The following is a 25,390-nucleotide window of genomic DNA, read 5'->3' on the forward strand; positions in this document are numbered from 1 at the left end:
CACCCATGACCAGCCACCCGTTCTACCTCGACTGCGACACCGGCATCGACGACGCCCTCGCCCTGGCCTACCTGCTCGCCTCGCCCCAGGCGGACGTGCGGGGGATCGGCGCCGTGAGCGGCAACGTCAGTGCCGCCGTCGGCGCCCGCAACACCCTGGACCTGCTCGAGCTCGCCGGGCACGCGCACATTCCCGTCGCCCTCGGCGCGCACCACCCCCTCGCCGGTTCCTTCGGCGGCGGGGCGCCGTGGGTGCACGGCGAGAACGGGATCGGGGAGGTTGCGCTTTCTGCGTCCTCTGTTTCTCTTGCACCGGAGACGGCGGCGGAGATGCTGGTGCGGCTCGCGCATGAGTACCCCGGCACGCTGCGGGTCCTGGCCATCGGCCCGCTGACCAACATCGCCGAGGCGCTGCGGCTGGAGCCTTCCTTGCCGGAGCTGGTCGCGGAGATCACCATCATGGGTGGCGCCGCCCTGGCCCCGGGCAACCTCACACCCGTGGCGGAGGCGAACATCGCCAATGACCCCGAGGCCGCCGCGCTGGTGCTGGCCGCCGGCTGGAACGTGACCCTGGTGCCGCTGGACGTGACCATGACCAACGTGCTGGAGGAGAACCACCGGCAGGAGCTGCTGGCTTCTTCGGGTCCCGTGCCGCGGGCGCTGGGGGAGATGCTGGGCTACTACTTCAGATTCTACGAGGGCATCTTCGGCCGCGCTTGCTCCGCCATGCACGATCCCCTGGCGGCGGCGCTCGCGGTGGAGGCCGTTACCGCCGCGGTTGCGCCGGTGGTGCATGTCGACGTCGACACCACTTCCGGGCCGGGCCGAGGACAGACCGTCTGCGACCTCCGCGGGCTCTACATGGACTACCCGGAGCAGCCCGGCGCCCGCTGCCGCGTGGTGCTGTCGCTTGAGGACGACTTCGCGCCGCACCTGGTGGAGACGCTGCTGTCGTTTTCTTCGGAAAGTTCGACGGCGGGCCTCGCCGGGGCGGGCTCACTCACCTAACGTCCACCCCACCCCTTGGGGTTTTTGCCCAGACATGCAGGCCTGCGAACGATTCACGCCAGCATTGCAGGACAAAAAACTCCGGGGGTGGGGCCAACGCTTGGACGTCGCTAACGGCGCTGTGCGATGAGGACGAGCGCGCACGACGCCAGCACTCCGGCGAGGGCGAAGACGAGCATGCCCGTGAATGAGCCCCCGCCTGACTGGATCAATGCTCCGCTGACGATCGGACCGATGGAGAAGCCGGTTCCGATCATCAGGTTTGTTGTGTTCATCAGATGTGCGCCGCTGGAAAGTGAGGACAACGTGGACAGCAGATACGGCAGGATGAAGGTCCAGGCGAACTTGAAGATCACCGCGGCGACGGCAAACTGGATCAGGGCCGGTGAGCCGAAGAGCAACGCGATGCTGGCCGCCATTCCTGTATAACCTGCCGCCAGGTACAGCTTTCGATGCGGCGTCTCACCAAGGGCGGTTGCAACGAGGGCCGACAGTATCCCGGCGACAGTGGCCAGGGAAAGAACTAGGCTGCTGGCGGAAAGGTCGATTCCGGAGCCGGCCGAGATCTGGGCTATGAATGACCAGATACCGCTGAGGGCAATGTAGAAGAGCAGCACCGCGGCCATCCCCGCGGCTGCCTTGAGAACAGGGACCCGCTGCGGTGCCTCGGCAGCAACAGGAACAGCGGTCCGCAGTACTTCGCCGTCGATGCGGTTGACTACGAAAAGGCACAGTACCGCGAGCCCGGCAAGTGTCCAGTAAATTGCGGACACTCCCGCTCCCGCAAACAATGACGGGAAGACCGCCAGAATGAGTGCTCCCATGGCCAGTTGGAAAACGACGAATATTCCGAAGGCTCGGCTGGGGTTGGCGGTTTTACCGCTAAGGGTCAGGATGATCACCGTGATGGAGCCGGCCGCAAGGCTGGTCACCACCCTGGCGATCATCAACAGGCCAAAGTCGTCCACAAATCCCGAGACGACGTTGCCTGCAATGGCGACGGCCGTGAAGATGTAGCTGGCCGTCCTCAGGTTCATCCGGCGGAGCCACAAGTACGCCGGCACCGTGGCAAGACTGAAGGCTCCAAGCTCCAACGAGAAGAGCGTCCCTACCTGGACCGGGGACAGCCCGGACTGTTCGATCAGTTTGCCTGCGATGACAGGGGCAATCAGCAGGACGGTGTATAGGACGGCACTGAAAACAGCGATATAGGTGTACGTCCCCTTGTCCGAGGAGGCGGCTGCCGGAGCAGCTTGTGCGGTGGCGGTCATGGTCATTGCCTTTCGGGCAGGACGAAGCGGCGGGGCCGCCGTCGGCGTGAGATTGGGGTGATGAACCCTGCGGGATGTAAGCAGCAGGGGGTGCTGCGGAACCGTCAGGCTCGCTGTGTTGCGCGTCCTTCGGCCGGGGTGGCTGCGGGTTCCGTGGACTCGGCATCGAAGACCTTGCGGCCCGCGAACCAGGTCTGCCGGGTTTTGATGTGCGGAATCTGTTCGATGTCGATCCCGTGCGGATTGTCAGTCAGGACGATGAAGTCTGCGGACTTTCCCGGGGCCAGGGCGCCGGTGACGTCATCAATGCCCATCGCCTCCGCGGAGTTCGTGGTGTAGACCCTGATGGCTTCCGGAAGTGAAATGGCCTGTTCGGGCCAGAGCGCGCCCGGGAATTGTCCCGTTGGGTCCTGCCGGGTGACCAGGCCGTAAATCCCTTCCCAGGCGTTGGGCGACACGCTGACCGGCCAGTCCGAGCCGCCGGCGATGCGGACGCCGGCATCCAGCAGTGAACGGTTGGGCTGCATCCTTGACGCCCTTTGCGCGGGGAGTACCGTAGCGATGGCCTCGGAGATGACGCCCGGGAACCACAACGAGGGGGAGATGTCGGCGGTGACATCGAGTTCGGCAAACCGGGGGATGTCCTGTTCCTGGACAAACTGGCCGTGGGCGACGTGGTACCTCGGTTTTGTGTATCCGGCTGAACGGACCTTGGCGACGGTGTCCAGCACCAGCCGGACCGACGCATCCCCCGTGCAGTGGATCTTTGCGGAAATGCCTCGTTCGGCTGTGCCCATAAGCCAGCGCTCAAGTTCCGCTGCGGGCATGGTTGTGCCTCCGCAGTGGCACTCAGGAAAGCCGACGCCGGACAGATAGGGTTCTATGAACGCAGCAGTCCCCGCCGGGGGAACCCCGTCAAGGAAGATCTTGATGAAGTCCGGCCGGTGGTGTTCGGACCGTGTGTCCTCGCGGTGGGCGATGATGCCCTCGCCGAGTGGAGTGGTACCGAAGATAAAGTCATTGGCCTGCATGGAGGTCACCACCCATGCAGAGAGTTCACCGGAGTAGTCGAGCTCTTTCAATGCCTGCAGCAGCTGGAGTGACGAGGCCGCGTCCTGGAACCCCGTGATGCCGTAGGAATGCAGAATCTCGATACCGCGCGCTGCGGCCCGGGCCATGTCCTGCCTGGACCGGGGCTGCAGCCGCGCCACTGTCTGTTCCACAAGGACGCCCCCGGCCTCGATGAGGACACCAGTGGCACGCCCCGAAGCGTCCCGCATAATCTGGCCGCCCTCGGGATCCGGCGCCCGTTCGTCGATTCCGGCCAATTCCAAGCCTCGGGAATTTACCCACCTGTTATGCTTGCTGTCGTCTTTCAGGATGGCGGGCCGTCCGCCGGTCGCGGCATCAAAGCGAGCCAGCGTTTCCACGGAGTTGAGTTCGGCAAGGAGACCGGAACCCCAGCTTCCGCCGATCAGCCACTCCTCCGGGCCAAGCCTTTTGGCGTAGCTCGCAACGGCGGTGAGGAGATCATCAAGCGATTTGTTGGGCGCCTCGTTGAGCTCGAACAAATCCATTTGCCCCGCAAGCATGTGGTGGTTGTGGACGTCCAGCAGTCCGGGCATTACATAGGCGCCCTTGAGGTCGATGATGTCCGTGCCCGGTCCGGCTGCATCCTCGGCAGACGAACCGACGGCGAGGACCTTCCCGGCCTTGACGGCGAGTGCCGTGACACGAGGGTGTTCATCGTGCAGGGTGTCGATGAGACCGTTGATCAGAAGAAGGTCAGCTGTGTTGTTCACAACCTCAGTCCCTAAAGGTGTGTTGTGTCACAACACTAAATTGGCGGGCTCTTGGTTGCTTGACTCTCCGTGCACGGCTTTTGGAAATCCGAGCAGGCGTGCGGTTCAGGGCCGGAGCGACTGCAATAGGAGAGGTGCACGGGCCGGCAGCGTATTGACCGGGCCGGGGCACAAAGCATTCACGCGGATGCCCTCGCGGGCGAACTGGACTCCCCAGCTCACGGCTCATCGACAGGACGTCGCCCTTGGAGGCGCTGTATGAGATCTGGGAAGTGGCGGCGCCCATCAGTGCCAGGGTCGGATGCGGATGGGTCCGGTAGTTTCGCGGGCTCGGACCACACCTTTGCGTAATCCTGTGCAGAACCTTGCGTTCAGCATGGCCAAACCCACGCAGAGCTTGAGGATGTGGAATAAGAGTGGAGGGCGGAATACATGGCTTGGGGGAAGCCGGCTTTCGATGGGAAATCCAGATGCCCTCAAGACGAGATGAATCGCACGACACCATCGAAGGGAACAGCATGCCCCAGTCCTATCCGGAACAGCCACCGACAGCTCGGGCGGCTTCCGCCCCCGGTCAGCCTGAGTGGCAGCCGGCCATGGCGCAGCAGCCGACGGCTTCGTACCCTGGGCAGTCCGCCCAACCGCCGTACCCCGGGCACGTCCTGAACCAGCAGCCGCACCCTCAAATGCCCCAGCAGCCGCCAATGCCGGGCGCCGCGTACGGGTACCCGCACAAAGGACAGGCCCAGCAGAGCAATAAGTCTTTCCTCGTCACGTGGTTACTCTCCCTCCTCCTCGGCGTTTTAGGCGTCGATCGGTTCTATCTGGGCAAAGTCGGCACCGGCGTACTCAAGCTGGTCACCTTCGGTGGTCTGGGTATATGGGCCCTGATCGACCTCATCCTCATACTTGTGAACAAGACCCGCGACAAGCGGGGGCTTCCGTTGGAGGGTTACGACAGGCATAAGAAAGTGGCCTTGATAGTCACGGGCGCTTTCATCCTCCTCAGCATCATCGTCAACGCCAGCCGCGGCGAAGCTGCACCGACGTCCGCGCCGGCTGTTTCCACTGCCAATGACTCCTCGGTTGCTCCCGCTTCTGCTGCTCCGGTAGAGACCGCAACGCAGGATCCGGCAGTCGCCAAGGCTGAGGCTGACGCAAAGGCTAAGGCTGATGCGGAAGCTAAGGCCGCGGCTGATGCTGCTGCCAAGGAGGCGAAGGCTAAGGCTGACGCGGAGGCTAAGGCTAAAGCGGACGCTGCTGCCAAAGAGGCGAAGGCCAAGGCTGACGCGGAGGCTAAGGCAAAGGCGGACGCTGCTGCCAAGGCAAAGGCTGAAGCTGCCGCTGCTGCTAAGGCTGCCGCAGAAGCTGGAACAATCAGTCAGCAGAATGCCCTGCAGAAAGCTGCTGATTATCTCGATTACACCGCGTTCTCGCGCACCGGTCTCGTCAAACAGTTGGTCTTCGAGAAGTATTCGACACCGGATGCGACTTGGGCCGTGGACCGCGTGAGCGTCAACTGGAACGAGCAGGCAGCCAAAAAAGCCAAGGACTACCTCGAATACACGTCCTTCTCTCGAGCCGGGTTGATTGACCAGCTGCTCTTTGAGGGATTCACCCCGGCGCAGGCTGCGTACGGTGTGAGCAAGACCGGTCTCTAGTGACTATGACGAACATGTGGCCCTGATTGGAGCGCTCAGCTTCAAGGCGCAAGGGATGCCCCGGCCGTTTGCGGCCGGGGCATCTCTCTTCGAAGTATTCCTTTGACTGCACTAGCAAAAGTGCGCGCTATAGAACTTCGCCGCCTTGAAGCGCAAACCGGTGGCGTGGCCACGACCCAGGTGTGGCGTCAGGACTGGAGCGACTGCATCACGGAGAGGTGGCCGGCGCGAGCACGGAGCCGGGCTGCAACAGGTTGTTGCGAGTGGCTTCGGCGATCCGTGAGTAATCAGCCACCCGAACTGGTGCCGTCATCCCACCTTCCGAGGCCTGATGACCAGCCCGACGACGGCTGCCAGCGCGAGGGCGGAGAGGATGGTCGCCGACCAGAACCCGGCGCGCCCGCCGGTCAGGAAGTCGCCAGGGGTGGCGAAGGCCGCGTAGGTCGAAGCCACGATGGCCAGTCCAACGGCGCCGCCAAGTTGCTGCATTGTCTGGAAAAGCCCTGAGGCGGACCCTGCGTGCCCGGGTTCGACGTTGCGAAGCGCGAGCGTCGTGAGCGGCATGAACGTCATGCCGGCTGAGATTCCCGTAAGCAGCAGGGCAACCATCACGATCGCGAAGGGCGTGTTGGCACTCAGCTGCGTCAGCGGCAGGAAGGCGACGACGCGAAGGGCAGCGCCGAGCATGACCAGGCGGACGGCCCCGAAGCGCTCGACCAGGCGCGGGACGATCCGTGACATCGCGAAGATGCTCAGGGGCATCGGCAGGAACGCCAGCCCCGTCAACAGTGGCGTGAGGTGCAGATCATTTTCGAGGTATTGGACCATGAGGAAGAACATCGCCAGCATCCCGCCGTAGGTGGCCGCCATGGCCGCCAGCGCCGCCACCCGGCTCGGGCTGCGGAGCAACTGCGGGTGGAGCAGAGGGTGGGCAACTCTCCGCTCGGTGAAGGCGAGCACGGTGATCAGCGCTGCGCCGACCACGAACCCGCCGATCGTGCGGGGACTGGACCAGCCGTCGTCGCCCGCCTGGATGAGAGCCCACACGATGGCGACGGCGCCGCCCGTTGCGCTCACCGCCCCGAGAATGTCGAAGCGGCCGGGCCTGCGGGGAGTTTCGGCGACGAGGCGCGGCACGGCAATGAGGACCGCGACGCCGATCGGCACATTGATGAAGAGGGTCCACCGCCAGTTGGCCATGTCGGTGAGCAGGCCGCCAAGAATGAGCCCGAGCGCGCCACCCATCGAGGCGACGGCGGAGAACAATGCAAGCGCCCGGTTCCGTGCGCCGTCGTCCCGTGCGCTCGTAGTGATGAGCGCGAGCACGCTTGGGGCGGCGAACGCGGCACCGAGGCCTTGGAGTGCGCGTGCGATGACGAGGAGAAGAGGTGAGGTGGCCAGGCCGCCGAGCAGCGAGAAGACCGTGAAGACTGCGACGCCCAGCAGGAACGTGCGGCGACGGCCGAAGACGTCTCCGATCCGTCCGCCGAGCAGCAGGAGGCCGCCGAAGGAAACGGCGTAGCCGTTCAAGACCCAGCTGAGCTGGGCGCGGGTGAAATCGAGGTCGGTGGCGATGTGGGGGAGTGCGACGTTGACGACGGTCGCGTCGAGGACAAGCATGAGCTGGGCAAGCATGACCAGCCAGAGGCCAATGCTGCCGGCGCGGCCGCGTGAATTACCGCTTCTCCGGACGGTCCCGGCGGGCCCGCCTGCGGCGATTGTGGATGTCATGGGGAGGTGTCCTGTTCTAGCCAGAGGGCTGACGTACACTAAGGGGAGAGATGCTCCGGTTAGAACTATACGGAGACACTCTCCGTTTTGGCAACAACGTTTTGAAAGGTGTTTCTGTGCGCGCTGACGCCCAACGCAACCGCGACCGCATCGTGGAGGTTGCACGTGCGTTCTTCCGCGCCAAAGGCTTCGACGCCGTCTCAATGGACGAGGTCGCCAAAGGCGCCGGGGTGGGCACCGGTACGCTATACCGGCACTTTCCTACCAAAGAGTCCCTGTACGACGCGGTCCTCGAGGCCTGGGCAGAGAAGGTCAACGAGGCAGTGGACCGGGCGCTTTCGCTCGACGCGCCGGCGCGGGAGCAGCTGTTGACGTGGCTGAGCGACTACGCAGCGATGCTGACAGAGCACAAAGGTGCAGCCGCCAGGATTACTGCTGCGCTGGGCGACCCTGAGTCGCCATTTGCGGCGAAATGCACGACTTATATCAACGCGAACCAGCGCGTGATTGACGCGTTGGACTCGGCCCTGCGCCCCGGCGTGGAGGCAATGCAAATCAGCCGGCTTGTTGGCGGGGCGGCCGCAGTCGCAGACAACAGCGAGCTTCCTGCCGACGCAGTGGCATCGATGCTTGCGATCGTCGCGGACGGGCTGCTTGCTCGCTGACGGGTTCAGGGGACGCATTGGAAGCCCGCGGGCCCGCCCGCTGCAGACGCTCTTGCGGGCCTCTACCCTCCCCAACCGGTGCATGCAGGCGCGAGATGACGCTCTGAAAAAACTCCTCGTAGCCGGATTCACTGCAGCAGTCATGGGGATGGTGAACGTCGACGCCGACACTAAGTCCGCTCCCAGCCGCGGCCAGACTGTCTGCGACCTTTGCTGACTGTGCAAGGACTACCGGAGCAGACCAGCGCCCGCTGGCCAGTGGTATTTTCGATCGACGGCGACTTCGCGCCGCACCTAGTGGAGAAGCTGCTGTCATTCAGGGCGACCGGCGCACCGCGGCGACTGCCGCCGTCGTGCTTTTCGAAGACTTCAATAGACGGGATGCTAGAACTGAACTCCAGGTGAGCGGGGGGTCTTCACCCATCGGCGGCACCCGCGCGCCATTAAAGCGCTGAGGGCCACGCCCATCGTGGCCCTCAGCGTGAATTCGCCTCCTACTCCGGCGTTACGTAGGCTCCGGCGATGCCGCCGTCGACCAGGAAGGTGGAGGCGGTGATGAAGGACGCATCGTCGCTGGCAAGGAATGCAACGGCAGCGGCCAGTTCCTCAGGTTCGGCGAACCTGCCGAGCGGAACGTGGATCAGTCGGCGGGCGGCCTTCTCGGGGTCCTTGGCAAAGAGCTCCTTCAGCAGCGGCGTGTTGACCGGGCCGGGGCACAGGGCGTTCACGCGGATGCCCTCGCGGGCGAACTGCACACCCAGCTCACGGCTCATCGACAGGACGCCGCCCTTTGAGGCGCTGTATGAGATCTGGGAAGTGGCGGCGCCCATCACTGCCACGAAGGATGCCGTGTTGATGATGGACCCCTTGCCCTGCGCCTGCATGTACGGCAGAGCGTACTTGCAGCAGTAGAACACGGAGGTGAGGTTGACCTCCTGCACTCGCCGCCAAGCATCAATTCCCGTATCGATGATGGAGGCGTCGTCAGGCGGGGAGATCCCGGCATTGTTGAACGAGATGTCCACGCTTCCGTAGGTTTCGTTGGTCACGGCGTAGAGGTTCTTGACCTCTTCCTCGCTGGTGACGTCCACCTTGACGAACAGGCCGTCAATCTCTTCAGCGGCACGCTGTCCGGCGGTCGGATCGAGATCGGCGATAACAACGTGTGCTCCTTCCGAGGCGAACCGGCGGGCAGTTGCAAGGCCAATTCCGCTGGCACCGCCGGTGATGACTGCGCTGCGGCCCTTGAGGCGGTTGGAGATGACTTCAATCATTTTTGCTTTTCCTCGTCTTGTGTTCAGGCGGTGGTGGAGATGAAAACGTTCTTGGTTTCGGTGAAGGCGTTCAGGGCGTCAGGTCCCAGCTCGCGGCCCAGGCCGGACTGCTTGAATCCGCCAAACGGCGTGGAGTACCTGACGGAGGAATGCGAGTTCACCGAAAGGTTGCCGGATTCCAGTCCGCGGGCAACCCGCAGGGCCCGCCCCACGTCCCTGGTCCAGATGGAACCGGAGAGGCCATAGATGGTGTCGTTGGCCAGGCGGATCGCGTCTGCCTCGTCCGTGAAGGGCACTACTGCCACCACCGGGCCGAAGATTTCATCGCGCATCACCCGGTCCTCGCGGGACGGCGTCAGGACGGTGGGCGGGAACCAGAAACCCTTGCCGTCCGGCGCCGATCCCTGAAACGCGATGGGTGCTCCGTCAGGCACGAAGCCCGCCACCGTGCGGTGCTGCGCGGCGGAAATCAGCGGCCCCATGAACGAGTCCTCGTCCCGGGGGTCCCCGACCTTCAGCGCCTTAACGGCAGGTTCCAGCAGTCCGAGGAACTTTTCGAACACCTCACGTTGGACGAGGATGCGGGAACGGGAGCAGCAGTCCTGCCCGGCATTGTCAAAGGCTCCGCCCGGGGCTGCTGCGGCGGCCGCCTCAAGATCGGCGTCGGAGAAGATGATGTTGGCACTCTTGCCCCCCAGTTCCAAAGTCACCGGCTTCACCTGCTCGGCGCAGCCGGCCATGATCCGCTTGCCCACGCCCGTTGAGCCGGTGAAAACCACCTTGCGCACAGCCGGGTGGGTGACGAAGCGTTCCCCGACGACGGATCCCTTGCCGGGAATGATCTGGAGCACACCGTCCGGCAGGCCAGCTTCCTTGGCAAGCTGCCCGAGGCGCAGTGCGGTCAGCGGCGTCAGCTCGGCAGGCTTGAGGACCACCGTGTTGCCTGCTGCCAGCGCCGGAGCGAATCCCCATGCGGCGATGGGCATCGGGAAGTTCCACGGGACGATCACTCCCACAACGCCGAGGGGTTCGTTGAAGGTGACGTTGACGCCGCCGGCAACGGGGATCTGCTGGCCCATGTGCCGTTCCGGGGCGCCGGAATAGTAGGCGAGGACGTCCCGGACGTTTCCTGCCTCCCACCGGGCGTTGCCGATCGTGTGGCCGGCGTTGACCACTTCAAGGTGGGCGAGGTTTTCGACGTCGGCATCCACAGCGGCGGCGAAGCGGCGCAACAGCATTGACCGGTCCGCGGGTGACACGTGACGCCACGTCTCAAAGGCGGCTGCCGCCTTTTCGATGGCGCGGTCCGTATCCTCCAGTGTGGCGAGGGGAACCGTCTCAACGACCTCTTCCGTGGCCGGGTTCAGGACATCAAACGTGCTGGTGGACATCGACTAGGTTCTCCGTTCGTTCTTGGCGGTAGTTGCGGGCTGCTTCAATGAATCCCTTGAAGAGCCGCAGGTCGTCCGGGTTTTGTTCGGGGTGGTATTGGACTCCCAGCACCCATCCGCCGGCCGCCGTCTCGAGCGCCTGTACGGTTCCGTCCTGCGCTGCCGCAGTCACCCGCAGTCCGTCCGCGATCCTCTCCACGGCCTGGTGGTGGTAGCAGGGGGCGCTGGCCTGAGGCCCGAGCAGCTCATCGCTGATGCTGCCCGGTGCGGTGGTGAATTCGACGCTCCCGAACACCCCGGGCGCCGGCTGGTACTGGGCCGCACCCGGGTTGACGTCCGGAATGTGCTGGATCAGCGATCCACCCAGTGCCACGTTGAGGATCTGGGCGCCGCGGCAGATGGAAAACAGCGGAAGCCCCGTGGCCAGCGCCGCCCTGGTGAGGGCGATGTCGTGAGTGTCCCGTGCCGGTTGGGACCGCGTCAGCTCATGGGGCTCCGCACCGTAGTGTGCCGGGTCGACGTCGGTTCCGCCGGCGATGATGAGCCCGTCCAGAAGCTCGACGACGGTGGGGTCGGTCCCCACCGGCGGCAGCAGGACCGGCGTGCCGCCGGCTGCGACCACTGCTTGTACATAGGTGCCGGGAAGGATGGCGGCGTCGGCCTGCCAGACGCCCCAGGATGCCTCCTGGTAGTAGGTGGTGAGGCCGATCCGCGGCCGGTAGGTATCAGAGACGTTCAAAGCCACGCTTGCGCTCCCAATCTGTCACCGCACTGTCGTATGCCTTGAGTTCGACGTCGGCCGCGTGCACGTAGTGGTCCACCACTTCGTCGCCGAAGGACTTGCGGGCGATTTCACTGGTGGCGAGCAGGGCGCGCGAGTCCCGGAGCGTCGTCGGAATCCGGTCCGCAGTGGACTCGTAGGCGTTGCCGACCATGATGGGTTCCAGAGGGAGTTCGTTCTCGATGCCGTGTATGGCTGCTGCGATGAGGGCTGCCGCGGCGAGGTATGGGTTGACGTCGCCACCGCCCACCCGGTTTTCCACGCGGAGGCCGGGCCCGCGCCCAACGATGCGCAGCGCACAGCTGCGGTTGTCCAGGCCCCACGCGATGGCGGTTGGTGCGAAGCTGCCCTCAACGAAGCGCTTGTATGAGTTGATGTTGGGCGCCAGGAAGTACGAGAGTTCCTGCATGGCTCCCAGTTGGCCGGCGACGAAATGCTCCATCAGGGGGCTGAAGCCGTGCTCACCGTCACCTGCAAGCACCGGATTGCCGTCCAGGTCCGTCAGGCTGAAATGGATATGGCAGGAACTGCCTTCCCGCTCGTTGTACTTGGCCATGAACGTGATGCTCTTGCCGTGCTTGCCCGCGATCTCCTTGGCACCGTTCTTGTAGAACGCGTGGCCGTCGCAGGCCTGGAGCGCTTCGGCGTACCTGAAGGTGATTTCCTGCTGGCCGTGGTTGCACTCGCCCTTTGAGGATTCGACGACGAGCCCGGCGCTTTCCATGCTGTTGCGGATGTCCCGGATGACCGGTTCGAGGCCGGCCGTCGCAAGGAGGGAGTAATCGACGTTGTAGCGGGTGGACGGTTTCAGTCCCACATACTGTTTGTCCCATGCCTGCTCGTAACTGTCGTCGAACATGATGAACTCGAGTTCCGTGCCGATGTGGGCGCGGTATCCGAGCTTTTCGAGGCGTTCGATCTGGGCGCGCAGTATCTGCCGCGGGGACTGGGTAACGGGACGGCCGTCAAGCCAGAGGACGTCGCACTGGACCAACGCGGTGCCCTGGAGCCACGGCACCAGCCGCAGCGTGCTGACATCGGGCCGCATGACCATGTCCCCGTAGCCGTTTGCCCAGGACGACATGGCGTATCCGTCGATGGTGTTCATTTCGACGTCGACGGCGAGGAGGTAGTTGCAGCCTTCGGCGCCATGTCCGAGGACGTCCTCCAGGAAGGACCTTGCGCCGCAGCGCTTGCCCTGGAGCCGGCCCAGAGCGTCGGTGATGGCTACGACGACGGTGTCGATTTCACCTGCCGCAACCTTCTGCTTCAGCTCCTCGACAGTCAGCTGTGCCTGGGAGGCTTTCCCTGCGATTTCATTGGTCATTTTGATTTCCGTAACTTCGATCTGGTGTTGGACGTAATCCGTGCTCTTCGCCGTGTTGAGACGGAGAGTTCAGTTCAGTTGCTGAGTTCGGCTTCGGCTGCCGCGAGTTGTGCAAATTCCTCTTCGGGCGCCCCTGCCACAATCCGGTGGCGGCTGTAGAACCAGTAATAAAGGAGTGCGGCGGCGAACACTGCGGCGGTGATGGACGCCGCCATCACGTCGACGACGAAGGTGGCAACGACGGCAACAGCAGCCAGAAGCAGGGCGATGGTTGTGGTGACCGCACCTCCAGGGGTCCTGTATCCCCGGGGAAGGTCCGGTTCCCTTACCCGCAGGACTATGTGAGAGAGATTCAGCAGCACGTACGAGACTGTCGCTCCGAAGACCGCGATATTGATGAGCAGGGCGCCGTTGCCCGTGGTGGCCGCAAGGACGAATCCGAGGGCGCCGGGGACGATGAGCGCCCAGTACGGGGTACGCCTCTTGCCCGTCAATGACAACCACTTGGGAAGGTACCCGGCTCGGGACAGGGCGAAGAGCTGCCGGGAGTAGGCATAGATGATGGAGAAGAAGCTGGCCACCAGCCCCGCCAAACCTGCATAGTTCACAAAGTCAGCAAGGACTGTATTGCCTCCGTACGCCAGGCGGAGCGCTTCCGGAAGTGGGTTATTGGAGACGCCCATCGCCTCGGACCCTGCTGCGCCGGGAACCAGGACTAGCATCAGTGCTCCGAAGACCACCAGAACCACAACGGCCACGATGATGCCGCGGGGCATGTCTTTCTTGGGGTCCGCTGTCTCTTCGGCAGCCAGCGGAACACCTTCGACTGCCAAGAAAAACCAGATGGCGTAGACGAGGGCTGCGACCGCACCGCCGATGCCCATGGGGAGGAAGGCGCTGGAGGTCGGGGAACCGTCCGGCACGACGTCGAAGAGGTTTGCCGCGTTGAAATGCGGTACGAGCCCGATGACGACGGCGGCCAAGGCGATGACGGCGATTGCCGTGATCGCAAAGATCAGTTTCAGCGCTTCACCTACTCCGCGCAGATGGATTCCAATGAAGACGGCGAAGGTCACCAGGTAAACGGGCCAGGAGTTGGTGAGGCCGAACAAGCCCAGGGCCTCTATGTAGCCGCCGATGAAGGTCGCGATGGCCGCGGGTGCGACGGCGTACTCGATCAGTACGGCTACGCCGGTGGCAAAGCCTCCAAGTGGGCCGAGCGCCCTGCGGGCAAAACCGTAGCCGGCACCCGTGGCCGGAAGCGCTGAGGACAGTTCGGCCAGTCCGAACACCATGCACGTGTACATGATGCCCATCAGAATGAAAGCGATGAGGAGTCCGCCCCAGCCGCCCTGGGCGAGGCCCAGGTTCCAGCCGGCGAAGTCACCGGAGATGACATAGGCAACGCCGAGCCCCGCCAGCAGGACCCAGCCAGCCGCTCCACGTTTGAGTTGACGGTGATGGAGGTAGCCCTCGTCGTCGTTGACGAGGTGCTCTGAAGGACGTGATGACATGAGATATCCCTTCTTTCAAGGGTCTTAATGGTCTGTAATTAGTCCAAAAGTCTCTAGCCAGTGTGGGGTACGTCACCGTGTTGCGTCAAGCGATCGCCGGTTCCTCTTTGAAGAACAGCCTCGGTTTGGACTCGATCCCTCGCCGACCATAGGCATTTTTTCAGACCGGATTAGGATGGGGTCATGGAAGAGGCACTTGGGGTTCCCGCGAGGCTTATACGTCCAGTACGGCACGGAAACGCCTTCGAGGAAACCATCGAACGGCTGCTCCAGCACATCAAGCTGGGGCTTTTTGGCGTCGGCGAGAAGTTACCCGCCGAACGAGAGCTCTCAGAGCTGCTGGGCGTGTCACGTGCAACGCTGCGAGATGCCCTGGCGGAGCTTCAAAAGGCCGGGTACGTGGAAGTCCGCCGCGGCAGGTCCGGCGGCACCTACGTCTCTGAAGGAAGGCTCGGCGGACTTGCGGGTTCCGCCGATCTTGACCCTGCCGAAGTGAACGACGTTCTCACCTTTCGTGCCGTACTGGAACCGGCGGCCTCTTCCCTTGCCGCCAAGGCCGCGCTGTCGCCACGGCAGCGGCGCCACCTGCTGGATGCCCTGGCTGATGTCGCAGCAGCCCCAGTGGAGTTGTACAGGCCGAAGGACGCACGGTTCCATGTGGCCATCGCGGAAGTCAGTGGATCTCCAAGCCTCGTCGCCGCTGTTGCGGATACCCGCGCCAGGGTCAGTGATCTTCTTGATCGCATCCCATTCCTGGAGCCCAACCTTGAGCATTCCAACCGGCAGCACCAGGAGATTATCGACGCGATACTCCGCGGGGATGCCGACGGAGCGTACCGGGCAACCCAGGATCACCTGCAGGGAACGGCGTCACTGCTCCACGGATTCCTGGTCTCGCCGGAGAACTCTTCAGCTGCAGCATCCGACGTCCCGTGATTTTCGCCGGACTCACGCTGTCGCGGCAATGAACGTTTGTGCAGGCACATCTGCGATGTTTCGCCGGCGGCATCCTTGTGGGTAAATCTACTGGCCAGTAAGTACGTGGCAAACGCGGTGGGCTTCCGCGCCGGTACGCTGCGCCGCGCAACCGGGATTCACGCACGTCTGTGCAGTCAAGGCCGCACGGACGTGCCGGCTGCCTAGCATTTCAATACCCAGCCAGCGTCTGGTCGCCGCGACGACCAGGCCGGCCGCGGGCCCAATCGCTGACACACGAACAAAGAGGTTTCCATGTCACTGCTTGCCAAGACCTTGTCCATCGCCGTCCTCGCCGTGCTTGCAAGCTGCCTGGCCGTGGCGCCCGCCCAGGCGGCTGGCACAGAAATTTCACCGCCAGGAGCTAACGACTGGTCCTGCAAACCGACCGCCGAGCACCCTTATCCGGTCATTCTGGTGCCGGGAACGTTCGAGAGCATGGAGAAGAACTGGTCCACCCTGTCGCCTTACCTCAAGCGTGCCGGGTATTGCGTTTTCGCTCTCAACTACGGCGAAACCAGCGGAGTGTATGCCACTGCACCGGTGGCCGAATCCGCGCAGGAACTCGCCTCATTCGTGGATGCGGTTCGTGCTGACACCGGGACGAAGAAAGTTGACCTCGTGGGCCACAGCCAGGGCGGGATGATGCCCCGCTACTACATGGGCTTTCTCGGCGGAGCCAAGTACGTCCACCAGCTCATTGGCATCGCTCCCTCCAACCACGGCACGGAAGGTGTGATCATCCGGCCGCCGAGTGTCGTCCCGGATCCGGACTACACCGGCCTTGGCTGTGCTGCGTGCGCCGACCAGCAGGCAGGATCGGCTTTCATGCTGAAGCTCAACTCCATCGGTGACACCGTTGCCGGTTCGTCCTACACCGTCATTTCCACAGTGCACGACGAAGTGGTCATTCCCTACAACAGCCAGTTCCTTGCTGGCCCGGCGCGGCAAGTCACGAACATCACCGTCCAGGACAAGTGCCCGGCCGATGTCTTCGAACACGACCAGACGCCGAACGACCCCGTGGTGCACCAGATCGTGGCCCACGCCCTGGGACAGGCTTCCGGACCTGCTGATCCCGCCTACCAGCCAAGCTGCATCTAGGGGGCAAAGCGGGTAACTTTCCCGCAGACGCTATCTAGCATGGGCAGATTGGAGCAAGATGCTCGGTATGAAAAAAGTTGCTATTGCCGGCCTCGCCGCTGTTCTCCTCGGGTTTGGTGCCGTAACCGCAGCGGGCCCGACCAACGCGGCAACGCAGCCGCCGCAGGTCACGGGCCAGATCATCGTCAAGTTCCGCGACAACGGCGCGGCAGCCGGCGTCCTCCGCCAGCACGCCCTCAGCGAGGGCGCTGGTATCGGAAGCACCGGCGCCCACGTGGTCAAAGTACCGGCGAATCAGGAATCCTCACTCATCGCAGCGCTGAGCCGCAATCCCGCCGTCGAGTACGCCGAGCCGGACGAGGTGGTTACCGCAGCCACATCTGACCAGTATTTCCCCCGCCAGTATGCCCTGCAGAACACTGGCCAGTCCTATACCAATACCGTCGGCACGCTCACCGTGCCCGCTGGAACCGCGGACGCCGATGTGGACGCCGTCGAAGCGTGGAGCGTAAAGACCGGTAGCGGCATCAAAGTGGCAGTTCTCGATTCGGGTGTCGCCAGCGACAACCCCGACATCAACCCGAAGGTCGTGCTGCGGGCCAACTTCAGCACTGCGGCAACGAATGAGGACAACTATGGCCACGGCACGCACGTGGCGGGCATCGTCGCCGCCAGCTCCAACAACACGATCGGTGTCGCCGGAACGTGTCCGGGCTGTACCATCCTGGCTGGGAAGGTGCTCGACGACAATGGCGTTGGGTCGACCTCGGCCGTGGTGAACGGCATCAACTGGGCTGTCAGCAACGGCGCGAAGGTCATCAACATGAGCATTGGAGTACGGGCGTCGCGCACCCTGGAGACTGCCGTCAACAACGCCTGGAGCAAGGGTGTGGTGCTCGTCGCCGCGGCCGGCAATGGCGGGAACCAGAGCAAGATCTATCCTGGCGCATACCCGAACGTCATTGCCGTGGCCGCCACCGACAACAAAGACGCCAAGGCATCGTTCTCAACCTACGGCGCCAGCTGGGTGGATATCGCGGCGCCCGGCGTTAACGTCTACTCAACGTTCCCGAACCACCCGTTTGTCCTCGCCACCCAGAACAACCGCTCCTTCGGTTACGACGTCGGCAACGGGACCTCGATGTCCTCGGCGATCGTCGCCGCGACGGCTGCACTCGCGTGGAGCTCCCACCCTGGCGCTACCAACACGTCGATCCGCGCAGACGTAGAATCTACCGCCGACAACATTCCTGGCACTGGCACCTTCTGGGCACACGGCCGGGTGAACGCGGACAGCGCCGTTCGCTAGCTTTAGCGATACGGGAAAGGACTCTGCTGGCTTCGGCCGGCAGAGTCTTTTCGTTTAAGACTGGAGGGACTGCATCACGGAGAGGTGGCCGGCGCGGTCGGCGATGAGGCACTTGGCCAGGTAGAAGGGCCGGTTGGCTTGCCGGACGTACTGTGTGAGCACGAGGACCGGGTCCGAGGCGCGTAGGTCCAGCAGCTTGGCGCGGCTGGGGCCTACCTGGCTGAGCCCGATCTGGCACTCGCCGGGGCCGAGCCCCCTGCCGGCCGCTTTGTTGAGCGCCGTGAGCAAGGTGGCGCCGCCGTCGTCCTTAATGTCCAGGGGCGCGGCGGCGCTGCCGGCGAAACTGACCGGCTGGGCGGAGATGTTTTCCTGCAGGTGTGCGATGGGCTCGCCGTCGCGGATCAGGACGGACTCCCAGAGCCAGACGTCGCTGCCGGGGTCGACGCCGACACCGGGGGCAACGAATTCTGAGGCCGGCTGCTTCTCCACCTGGATGCGCTTGATCTCGACCTGGTGTCCGGGGCCGCCGAGGACTTCCTCGAAGGGGCGGATGCGTTCGATGCCGATGCGGGGGAGGGTGTCGGAAACGAACCGGCCGACGCCGCGGCGGGCGCGGATGAGGCCGTCCTCCTCGAGCAGCATGAGGGCCTCGCGGACCACGGTGCGGCTGACCTTCATGTCGGTGCCGAGCTCGGTCTCGGTGGGGAGCATGGAGCCGGGCTGCAGCAGGTTGTTGCGGATGGCTTCGGCGATCCGGGAGTAGATGGCAACCCGGAGCGGTGAGCCGGGCTGGGCCTCCACCGGCTGGGACAGGAACCGGACGGCGTCCTCGTGCACGTTATGCCTCGCTTGTGTTTTGTTCTGGGGAATCCAGCCTAGCAAGTGGTACGTGTTTGTTGGACAACCGGTCGCGTGAGGTCACCTTACAAGTGGGCTCGAAACTCGGAACCCATCTTGGGAAATCCGCCAAGTGGCACATGGCTGCATGCGCCACTCACCTCGCACCCGAACGGTAGCCGGGTGAAGGCCGCTGTCAGACGGACGTTGTCTTGAACTCGGAGCAAGGGTTGCCAGTTCGGGAGCATCAGGTTGAGGTTGACTGGTTTTCCTTCTGTTGGGCAGCGGCCAAGAGGTTGTCGAAGCTCTCGGTACCGTACCCCGGGGCTGCGACTGTGACGACCAGCAGGGTCAACATGGCTGCCTGACCGGCCCCGCCGGGAGACGCGTTCTCCTTGAGCCCGCCGAGGAAGACCTGAGGGGCGGAGCCAAACAAGCGGGATGCGCGCCAGCCGGTATCGATTAGCCAAGGTCCAACACCATCTTCCAATCTGGCTCGGCGTTGATCGACCGTCGGCGTGCGGCTCGCTCTTTCACCTTTGGACGCTTGAACGTGAGCTTGCTTGCCGGGAATGGCGCGGAGTTCGAGTCCAGGAACCCCACTAACCAGCAGCGGTAGGGGCTGTCCGCCCGCCATCAGGTTTTTCAAGGTTTGGGGGGACAGTTGATGCGTCGTATCGCCGGTTAAGTCAAGTACCGTGCGATTGATTTGCTCAAGAAAACGGCATAAGAACGACTCTTCCGCTGAAAGTTGAGCAGCTATGAGAAGCGGCGTAATGAACGTGGCACAGGTGGCGTGGCCGGACTCCGATCTTCACAGTCTTTTTCGTTTCATTGCTGACCGCACTAATCGTCTCTCTGTTCTTGCTGCTAGTGATACCAGCGCTCCGCAGCCCGGGCGCTATGTTCCTGTTCGCTTCCACCCCGTTCACTGGATGGGGTTGACAGGCTCATCCGTGGGGCTCGGATTACTGGGGGTAGCAGCGGGGTGCCGTGACCCGGTCCTTCAGCTTGGAGTGCTGTCGGTTCCTCATTTCTGACGTTTATATGTCATTTTCAAGGCGGTTGAATTCAATGTCGCATATTAGGTGTAGCATCCGTTTTGCGGGCGTTGACGCCCGTGACGCTATTGGGGGAAGCGAGCATGCCTGTAAGTGTTGGCCGACGCGATGTACGCCTCTGCGGCCCGCGCTCCACGCCGGGCTTCCTCCATGTGCGTCCATCACCGCACCCACCCCGCACGCTTCGCATTACACGTCGGTCAGGTGTCCTATGAAAGGACTCTCATGAGCCAACCCCCGAACTTCGCCCCCTCTCCCATAGCCCACGGCTACGGACAGGCGCAGCAGAGCAACAAGTCTTTCCTCGTGACATGGCTGCTCTCCCTCCTCCTCGGTGTCCTAGGCGTGGACCGCTTCTATTTGGGCAAAGTCGGAACCGGCATCCTCAAGCTAGTCACCTTCGGTGGTTTGGGCATATGGGCCCTGATCGACCTCATCCTTGTACTGGCAAACAAAACCCGCGACAAGCAAGGCCTTCCGCTGGAGGGCTACGACAAGCACAAGAAAGTGGCCTTGATTGTCACAGGCGTTTTCATCCTGCTGAGCATTATCTTCAACGCCAGCCGCGGCGGGTCTGCCCCAACGTCCAGCCCAGCCGTTTCCACTTCGAATGACTCCGCTGCCGCTTCCACTACGGCTGCTCCGGCAGAGACCGCAGCACAGGATCCCGCCGTTGCCAAGGCTGAGGCTGACGCTGCTGCCAAGGAGGCTAAGGCCAAGGCTGACGCTGAGGCCAAGGCCAAGGCCGAGGCGGACGCAAAGGCAAAGGCTGACGCTGCTGCCAAGGCTAAGGCTGAGGCTGCCGCTGCTGCTAAGGCTGCAGCTGAAGCTGGGACAATCAGTCAGCAGAACGCACTGCGCAAAGCTGCCGACTACCTCGACTTCACGGCCTTCTCGCGCACGGGTCTGATCAAGCAGCTGGCGTTCGACAAATTTTCGACACCCGACGCCACCTGGGCTGTAGACCGGGTCAAGGCCAACTGGAACGAGCAGGCGGCCAAGAAAGCCAAGGACTACCTGGAATTCACATCCTTTTCGCGTTCCGGGCTGATAGACCAGCTGACTTTCGACGGCTTCACCCCGGCCGAGGCCGAGTACGGAGTGAGCAAAACGGGCCTCTAGCAACTGTCGCAGTCTTCTCTGTGACGGTAGCGCAGCGGCCGCGCCACAGGGACTGAGCTGTGCGGCGGCCTGATCTGAGGCACACGGGGGCTCGACGCAGGCCCGAACGGGTGAGCCGCCAAGGCTACACGGGGCTGATTTGTCCCTGTGGGACCTATAGCCCTGATTGAAAAGTGCAGCTCCAAGGCAACGAGAATGTCCCAGCCGCTTGCGGCCGGGCCATTCTTGCTCGGGACTCCAGCCAAAGCTGCCCGCCGGCAACACCTTCGCCGATCTTGCCTAAAACTTTCGCCGATCTTGCCGGAACGGGTTCAGTATCAGGTCAGAGTAAGAAGGAGTGAACATCCTGGCTCTCCACTTGTCTTCGAGGTTTCGTCGAATGCCGGTGGGCCCTTGATTCCGTGAATTTCCCGGAATCAAGGGCCTGACTTGGTGCCTCCAGACATCCCGGCCTACGAGTAGCGTCTGCTCGTCCATCACGCTCTCAACATGCGGGTGCGCCGCGCGTAGCTGCTCCAGGATCCGGAAGCCGTGGGTGTCGATGTGGCCGCAGTAGAGAACTTCGCACTCGCGGAGCCATCCCAAAGTTCGGCCCGGTTGCCTCCATAGGTATGCGGAGAAGTCCCGGAGGCTCGTCCTCAGCTCACACCCCGTAGAAGCTCTTTCGCGCCTCGGCATAGCGTTCCCGGACGCCGATGCCCCAGTCGCCTTCGGGTTCGTAGGCAGCCTCGATGCTGCGCTTCCAGTCGGGAAGCTCTCCGTTGGCGGCCCATGCGGCCTGTTTCGCTGCCCCGAGCGCAACGTATTCTCTGCTTGCCGGCACCTCGACGGGCAGGTTGAAGATGCTTGCTGCCGCCTGGCGCAGGGCCTGCGACTTGGAGCCTCCGCCGATCAGGAGAATCTTGTCGGGCGTGCCGCCGGACTGCCGCAGGACGTCGATGGCATCGGCCAGTGAGTTCAGCACGCCCAGAACGGAGGCGCGGGCCAGATTCTCCGGGGTCATGTTGCTTCTGGTGAGGCCGGCCAGGCTGCCGCTGGCGTGCGGCAGGTTGGGGCTGCGCTCGCCGTCCAGATAGGGAAGGAAGGTGAGCCCGCCGGCGTCCTTCCCGGCGGCCAGTGCCAAGGCGTCCAGTTTCGCCAGGTCGACGCCGAGCATGGCTGCCGTCGCGGCCAGGACCCGGGCGGAATTCAGCATGGCCAGCAGGGGCAGGTGGCCGCCCGATGCGTCCGCGAATCCCGCGACTGCGCCGGAGGGATCCGGCATGGGGGAGGGTGAGCTGGTGAAGACGGTACCTGAGGTGCCGATCGAGACCACCACCTCGCCCGGGCGCAGGCCCAGCCCCAGCGCTGCTGCGGCATTGTCCCCGGCGCCGGCGGCGAGGACGGCGCCGTCGATGCCCCAGCCGTTTTGCACGATGCCGGCCTGCTCGTTCGACGCCACCACGCGCGGAAGGCGCGGAACGCGCCCGAAGAAGCGTTCCAGCAGGTCGGTCCGGTAGCTGTTGGTGACGGGGGAGAAGTAGCCGGTGCCGGAGGCGTCGCTCCGGTCCGTGGTGAACTCCCCGCACAAGGCACCGTTGAGCCAGTCATGGGGCAGGACCACCTGGTCGACGCGGCTCGCGGCGTCCGGTTCGTTCCGCGCCAGCCACGCCAGCTTGGAGATGGTGAACGAAGCGACCGGGACAAGGTTGACGGCGTCCACCCACTCTTCTGGCCCAAGTTCGTCCCGCAGCCTCGCCGCGTCCGGCGCGCTGCGGGTGTCGTTCCACAGCAGTGCGTCGTGCACGGGCGTCCCGGAACTGTCGAGGGCCACCATCCCGTGCTGCTGGGCGGCGATGCCGGCAGCGGAGACGGAACCGCCCAGCCCGTCAGCGCCGGCGGAATGCCATGCTTCCCGCAGCGCGGAGGTCCACACGGACGGGTCCACGGCGGTGAGGTCAGGGTGGGCCGCCGCACCGGACGTAATCACGCCACCGGTTTCGGCGTCCACGGCAAGGACCTTGCAGGACTGGGTGGAGGAATCCACCCCGACAACAATGCTCATAGACTCTTCTCCCCGTCGATCAGGTCAGTCAGTGCCTGGGCCAGCGGCGTATCAATGATCAGCGTGGTGACAAAGCCGGCCTTGGCCACAGCCAGCACCGCGTCAGCCCGTGCTTCCCCCTGGGCCACGGCAATCACCTTCGGGGTCCGCTGCAGCTGCTTGATGGTGACGGCGATGATTTGTTCGTCCAGCCCTGATTCCACGGCAACGCCTTTGGCGTTCACGAGCCGGCCGGAGCATTCCCCGACGGCGCCTGCCTCCACTGCCGTCTGCCTCACCTCGGCGTCGGCCCTGTCCCAGATGGTGGATGTGCCCGGCTTCCAGGCACCGATTGCCACGACGGCCAGGTCGAGTGAATCCGCCTTTGCCAGGGCCCCGGCGATCTCCGGCTGGCGGCGCAAGCCGGCCGCCGTCGTCGGATCTTCCACCACCAAAGGTGCCCACAGCGGCCAGGTGAGCCCCCCGCTCACATGTCCCAGCCGCTGGATCAGCTCCAGGGGATTGCTCTCGCCTTCCGTGGGAAGGGCACCGGCAAGTTGGACGACGTCGCACCGGGGAAGCTCACGGACCAGCCGCGAGGCCACGTCCAGGGTGCGGGACCACGAGATGCCGATGGTCCCGCCGGCGGGTGCCTGCCGGGAGATTTCGACGGCGGCCGCCCTGGCCAGGATGCCGCGCGCCTGGATTACGTCCCCGGTGGTCTCCGCGACGATTACCTCGCTAATCCCCAGTGCGGACTCGATGCGGCGGATATCAGCAGCGGAGACGCGGGAGGGGAAATGCACCTTGATCTCCACGATGCCCTTCTCGAATGCCTCGGTTAGCAGACGGGCAACCTGGAACCGCGAGATCTTGTAGCTAGCGCCGATCTCCACCTTGGAGCGGTTTTCCAGGTAGTACTCGCTGCTGACGCGCGCAAGAAGCTCGTCATGGGACTGCTCCGTCATGCTGGTCACCTCTCCCACATCTGATCATTTGAGAATTGCCTCTTGCTCAAATGAGTATATATGACTAGAGTCACATGACAGATGAGCAGTATTAGTTCGCTCATATGAGCAAGCTCAGATGAGAACTGAATCTGTACATGGGCCGAGCGGCCCTTGATTCCGGCCCGGTGACTTCCCCGGTCTGGCGTCCTGACTTTTGAGCACAAAGGAGTTCTTATGCGTCCGAACATGCGGGCGGCCTCACTGGCCGCAGGTGCCCTTTGCATCGCCCTGTCCGCCTCAGCCTGCGCGGGAGCCGGCGGTGGCAACACCGCGGGTGACCCGAACAGCATCAACGTCCTGATGGTGAACAACCCGCAGATGGAGGACCTGCAGAAGCTGACCGCGGACAAGTTCACCAAGGAAACCGGGATCAGGGTCAACTACACGGTCCTGCCGGAGAACGATGTCCGGGCGAAGATCAGCCAGGAGTTCTCGAGCCAGGCCGGCCAGTATGACGTCGCGTCCCTGTCGAACTACGAGATCCCCTTCTTCGCCGCCAACAAGTGGCTGGCACCTCTGGATAACGTGGCCGAGGATCCCAAGTTCAACCAGGCGGACATCCTGCCCGCCTACACGGCATCCCTCACCGGCACGGACGGCAAACTCTACGGCGAACCCTTCTACGGGGAGTCGTCCTTCCTGATGTACCGCAAGGACATCCTGGAGGCCAAGGGCCTGACCATGCCGGAGAAGCCCACCTGGGATGAAGTCGCCGATATCGCGGCGAAGGTGGACGGCGCAGCTCCCGGGATGAAGGGCATCTGCCTGCGCGGCCAGCCGGGCTGGGGCCAGGTCTTCGCGCCGCTGACCACCGTGGTGAACACCTTCGGCGGGACCTGGTTCGACAAGGACTGGAACGCGCAGGTCAGCGGCCCGGAATTCACCGCGGCCACCGAGTTTTACACGAAGCTGGTCCGCGAGCACGGCGAGGCCGGGGCCGCGCAGGCCGGGTTCACCGAGTGCCTGAACAACATGAGCCAGGGCAAGGTGGCCATGTGGTACGACGCCACCTCCGCAGCCGGCGCCCTGGAAGCTGACGCGTCACCGGTAAAGGGGAAGATCGGCTACGCCCAGGCGCCGGTGAAGAACACGAAGTCCTCGGGCTGGCTGTGGACCTGGTCCTGGGCCATGCAGGCGGCGTCGAAGAAGCAGGATGCCGCCGCGAAGTTCATTGCCTGGGCCAGCTCGAAGGACTACGAGGAACTCGTTGCCTCCAAGCTTGGCTGGGCGAAGGTTCCCTCCGGCAAGCGCATCTCCACCTACGAGAACGCCGAGTTCCAGCAGGCGGCGCCGTTCTTCAAGGCTGAACGCTTCGCCATTGAGAACGCCGACCCGAAAAACCCCGGCGCCCAGGCTCGCCCCGCCGTCGGCATCCAGTTCGTCGGCATTCCCGAGTTCGCTGCCCTGGGCACCAGCGTCTCCCAGGGGGTCAGCTCGGCCATCGCGGGCCAGGGCTCCGTGGCTGACGCGCTGGCCAAGGGCCAGGACGCCGCGCAAAAAATCGGCAACAAGTACAAGTGACCAC

21 protein-coding genes and 1 pseudogene are annotated in these 25,390 nt (G+C 63.9%); 8 read left to right on the forward strand and 14 right to left on the reverse strand.

Translation table 11 applies throughout. The features are described from left to right. The first annotated feature begins 5 nt into the window (after nucleotides 1-5). Complete coding sequence (locus G9E11_RS12305; protein ID WP_190606141.1) at nucleotides 6-1,007, forward strand: nucleoside hydrolase; 1,002 nt, start codon at nucleotides 6-8, stop codon at nucleotides 1,005-1,007. Nucleotides 1,008-1,117: 110 nt separating this feature from the next. On the opposite strand, the gene G9E11_RS12310 is transcribed toward G9E11_RS12305, so the two are convergent. The 3 genes and pseudogenes from G9E11_RS12310 to G9E11_RS21120 form a co-directional block, all read right to left on the reverse strand. Continuing rightward, the gene (locus G9E11_RS12310; protein WP_190606143.1) at nucleotides 1,118-2,278 is read right to left on the reverse strand and encodes an MFS transporter; all 1,161 of its coding nucleotides are present in this window, start codon (nucleotides 2,276-2,278) and stop codon (nucleotides 1,118-1,120) included. Nucleotides 2,279-2,382: 104 nt separating this feature from the next. Then, complete coding sequence (locus G9E11_RS12315; RefSeq protein WP_190606144.1) at nucleotides 2,383-4,080, reverse strand: amidohydrolase; 1,698 nt, start codon at nucleotides 4,078-4,080, stop codon at nucleotides 2,383-2,385. 150 nt (nucleotides 4,081-4,230) lie between these two features. Next, nucleotides 4,231-4,375: pseudogene (locus G9E11_RS21120) on the reverse strand (SDR family oxidoreductase); the annotation flags it as partial. A 391-nt stretch (nucleotides 4,376-4,766) separates the two neighbouring features. On the opposite strand from G9E11_RS21120, the gene G9E11_RS12325 reads away from it, so the two are divergent. After that, nucleotides 4,767-5,741 (forward strand): Ltp family lipoprotein, encoded by a 975-nt coding sequence (locus G9E11_RS12325; RefSeq protein WP_246468922.1) that lies wholly within the window; start codon nucleotides 4,767-4,769, stop codon nucleotides 5,739-5,741. Nucleotides 5,742-6,050: 309 nt separating this feature from the next. Here G9E11_RS12325 and G9E11_RS12330 read toward each other — a convergent pair whose 3' ends face one another. Beyond that, nucleotides 6,051-7,472, reverse strand: a complete 1,422-nt coding sequence (locus G9E11_RS12330; protein ID WP_190606145.1) for an MFS transporter — start codon at nucleotides 7,470-7,472, stop codon at nucleotides 6,051-6,053. Nucleotides 7,473-7,588: 116 nt separating this feature from the next. Here G9E11_RS12330 and G9E11_RS12335 point away from each other — a divergent pair, with 116 nt between their 5' ends. After that, nucleotides 7,589-8,137, forward strand: coding sequence for a TetR/AcrR family transcriptional regulator (locus G9E11_RS12335; RefSeq protein ID WP_190606146.1), 549 nt, complete (start codon nucleotides 7,589-7,591; stop codon nucleotides 8,135-8,137). A gap of 494 nt (nucleotides 8,138-8,631) precedes the next feature. On the opposite strand, the gene G9E11_RS12340 is transcribed toward G9E11_RS12335, so the two are convergent. The 5 genes from G9E11_RS12340 to eat all read right to left on the reverse strand — a co-directional run bounded on the left by G9E11_RS12340 (nucleotide 8,632) and on the right by eat (nucleotide 14,424). Next, nucleotides 8,632-9,411, reverse strand: a complete 780-nt coding sequence (locus G9E11_RS12340; protein WP_190606147.1) for a 3-oxoacyl-ACP reductase — start codon at nucleotides 9,409-9,411, stop codon at nucleotides 8,632-8,634. A gap of 23 nt (nucleotides 9,412-9,434) precedes the next feature. After that, nucleotides 9,435-10,802 (reverse strand): aldehyde dehydrogenase family protein, encoded by a 1,368-nt coding sequence (locus G9E11_RS12345; RefSeq protein ID WP_190606148.1) that lies wholly within the window; start codon nucleotides 10,800-10,802, stop codon nucleotides 9,435-9,437. Further along, nucleotides 10,783-11,547, reverse strand: a complete 765-nt coding sequence (locus G9E11_RS12350; protein ID WP_190606149.1) for a gamma-glutamyl-gamma-aminobutyrate hydrolase family protein — start codon at nucleotides 11,545-11,547, stop codon at nucleotides 10,783-10,785. The genes G9E11_RS12345 and G9E11_RS12350 overlap by 20 nt, the downstream gene beginning before the upstream one ends. Next, nucleotides 11,528-12,910 carry a glutamine synthetase family protein gene (locus G9E11_RS12355; RefSeq protein WP_190606151.1) on the reverse strand — a complete coding sequence of 461 codons (1,383 nt, stop codon included), beginning with the start codon at nucleotides 12,908-12,910 and terminating at the stop codon, nucleotides 11,528-11,530. The genes G9E11_RS12350 and G9E11_RS12355 overlap by 20 nt, the downstream gene beginning before the upstream one ends. 74 nt (nucleotides 12,911-12,984) lie before the next feature. Next, nucleotides 12,985-14,424: an ethanolamine permease gene (gene eat / locus G9E11_RS12360; protein ID WP_190606153.1), complete on the reverse strand. Its 1,440-nt coding sequence runs from the start codon at nucleotides 14,422-14,424 to the stop codon at nucleotides 12,985-12,987. 183 nt (nucleotides 14,425-14,607) lie between these two features. On the opposite strand from eat, the gene G9E11_RS12365 reads away from it, so the two are divergent. The 3 genes from G9E11_RS12365 (at nucleotide 14,608) to G9E11_RS12375 (ending at nucleotide 17,812) form a co-directional block, all read left to right on the forward strand. Beyond that, on the forward strand, nucleotides 14,608-15,360 hold the full coding sequence (locus G9E11_RS12365; RefSeq protein ID WP_190606155.1) for a FadR/GntR family transcriptional regulator: 753 nt from the start codon (nucleotides 14,608-14,610) through the stop codon (nucleotides 15,358-15,360). 294 nt (nucleotides 15,361-15,654) lie between these two features. Continuing rightward, nucleotides 15,655-16,503 carry an esterase/lipase family protein gene (locus G9E11_RS12370; RefSeq protein ID WP_190606157.1) on the forward strand — a complete coding sequence of 283 codons (849 nt, stop codon included), beginning with the start codon at nucleotides 15,655-15,657 and terminating at the stop codon, nucleotides 16,501-16,503. 67 nt (nucleotides 16,504-16,570) lie between these two features. Beyond that, complete coding sequence (locus G9E11_RS12375) at nucleotides 16,571-17,812, forward strand: S8 family serine peptidase (protein WP_190606159.1); 1,242 nt, start codon at nucleotides 16,571-16,573, stop codon at nucleotides 17,810-17,812. 54 nt (nucleotides 17,813-17,866) lie between these two features. Here G9E11_RS12375 and G9E11_RS12380 read toward each other — a convergent pair whose 3' ends face one another. Both G9E11_RS12380 and G9E11_RS20860 read right to left on the reverse strand, forming a co-directional pair. Continuing rightward, the gene (locus G9E11_RS12380; protein WP_190606161.1) at nucleotides 17,867-18,649 is read right to left on the reverse strand and encodes a GntR family transcriptional regulator; all 783 of its coding nucleotides are present in this window, start codon (nucleotides 18,647-18,649) and stop codon (nucleotides 17,867-17,869) included. A 247-nt stretch (nucleotides 18,650-18,896) separates the two neighbouring features. Then, complete coding sequence (locus G9E11_RS20860; RefSeq protein WP_218625940.1) at nucleotides 18,897-19,298, reverse strand: hypothetical protein; 402 nt, start codon at nucleotides 19,296-19,298, stop codon at nucleotides 18,897-18,899. Between the two features lie 637 nt (nucleotides 19,299-19,935). On the opposite strand from G9E11_RS20860, the gene G9E11_RS12385 reads away from it, so the two are divergent. Beyond that, nucleotides 19,936-20,832: an Ltp family lipoprotein gene (locus tag G9E11_RS12385; protein ID WP_190606163.1), complete on the forward strand. Its 897-nt coding sequence runs from the start codon at nucleotides 19,936-19,938 to the stop codon at nucleotides 20,830-20,832. Between the two features lie 279 nt (nucleotides 20,833-21,111). Here the strand turns inward: G9E11_RS12385 and G9E11_RS21640 are convergent, their stop codons facing one another. Genes G9E11_RS21640 through G9E11_RS12400 form a run of 3 tightly spaced genes read right to left on the reverse strand, consistent with a single transcriptional unit; the run spans nucleotide 21,112 to nucleotide 23,823 of the window. Beyond that, entirely contained in the window at nucleotides 21,112-21,510 is a 399-nt protein-coding gene (locus G9E11_RS21640) for a Wadjet anti-phage system protein JetD domain-containing protein (protein ID WP_190606165.1), read from the reverse strand. Then, nucleotides 21,476-22,876, reverse strand: coding sequence for a xylulokinase (gene xylB / locus G9E11_RS12395; RefSeq protein ID WP_190606167.1), 1,401 nt, complete (start codon nucleotides 22,874-22,876; stop codon nucleotides 21,476-21,478). Before xylB ends, G9E11_RS21640 begins: the two co-directional genes overlap by 35 nt. Continuing rightward, nucleotides 22,873-23,823 carry a sugar-binding transcriptional regulator gene (locus G9E11_RS12400; RefSeq protein ID WP_190606170.1) on the reverse strand — a complete coding sequence of 317 codons (951 nt, stop codon included), beginning with the start codon at nucleotides 23,821-23,823 and terminating at the stop codon, nucleotides 22,873-22,875. Before G9E11_RS12400 ends, xylB begins: the two co-directional genes overlap by 4 nt. 216 nt (nucleotides 23,824-24,039) lie before the next feature. Between G9E11_RS12400 and G9E11_RS12405 the strand changes: the two genes are divergently transcribed. Continuing rightward, the gene (locus tag G9E11_RS12405) at nucleotides 24,040-25,386 is read left to right on the forward strand and encodes an ABC transporter substrate-binding protein (RefSeq protein ID WP_190606172.1); all 1,347 of its coding nucleotides are present in this window, start codon (nucleotides 24,040-24,042) and stop codon (nucleotides 25,384-25,386) included. The last annotated feature ends 4 nt before the right edge of the window (nucleotides 25,387-25,390 follow it).

It is taken from the genome of Arthrobacter ipis (assembly GCF_014694315.1).
Lineage (GTDB): Bacteria > Actinomycetota > Actinomycetes > Actinomycetales > Micrococcaceae > Arthrobacter > Arthrobacter ipis.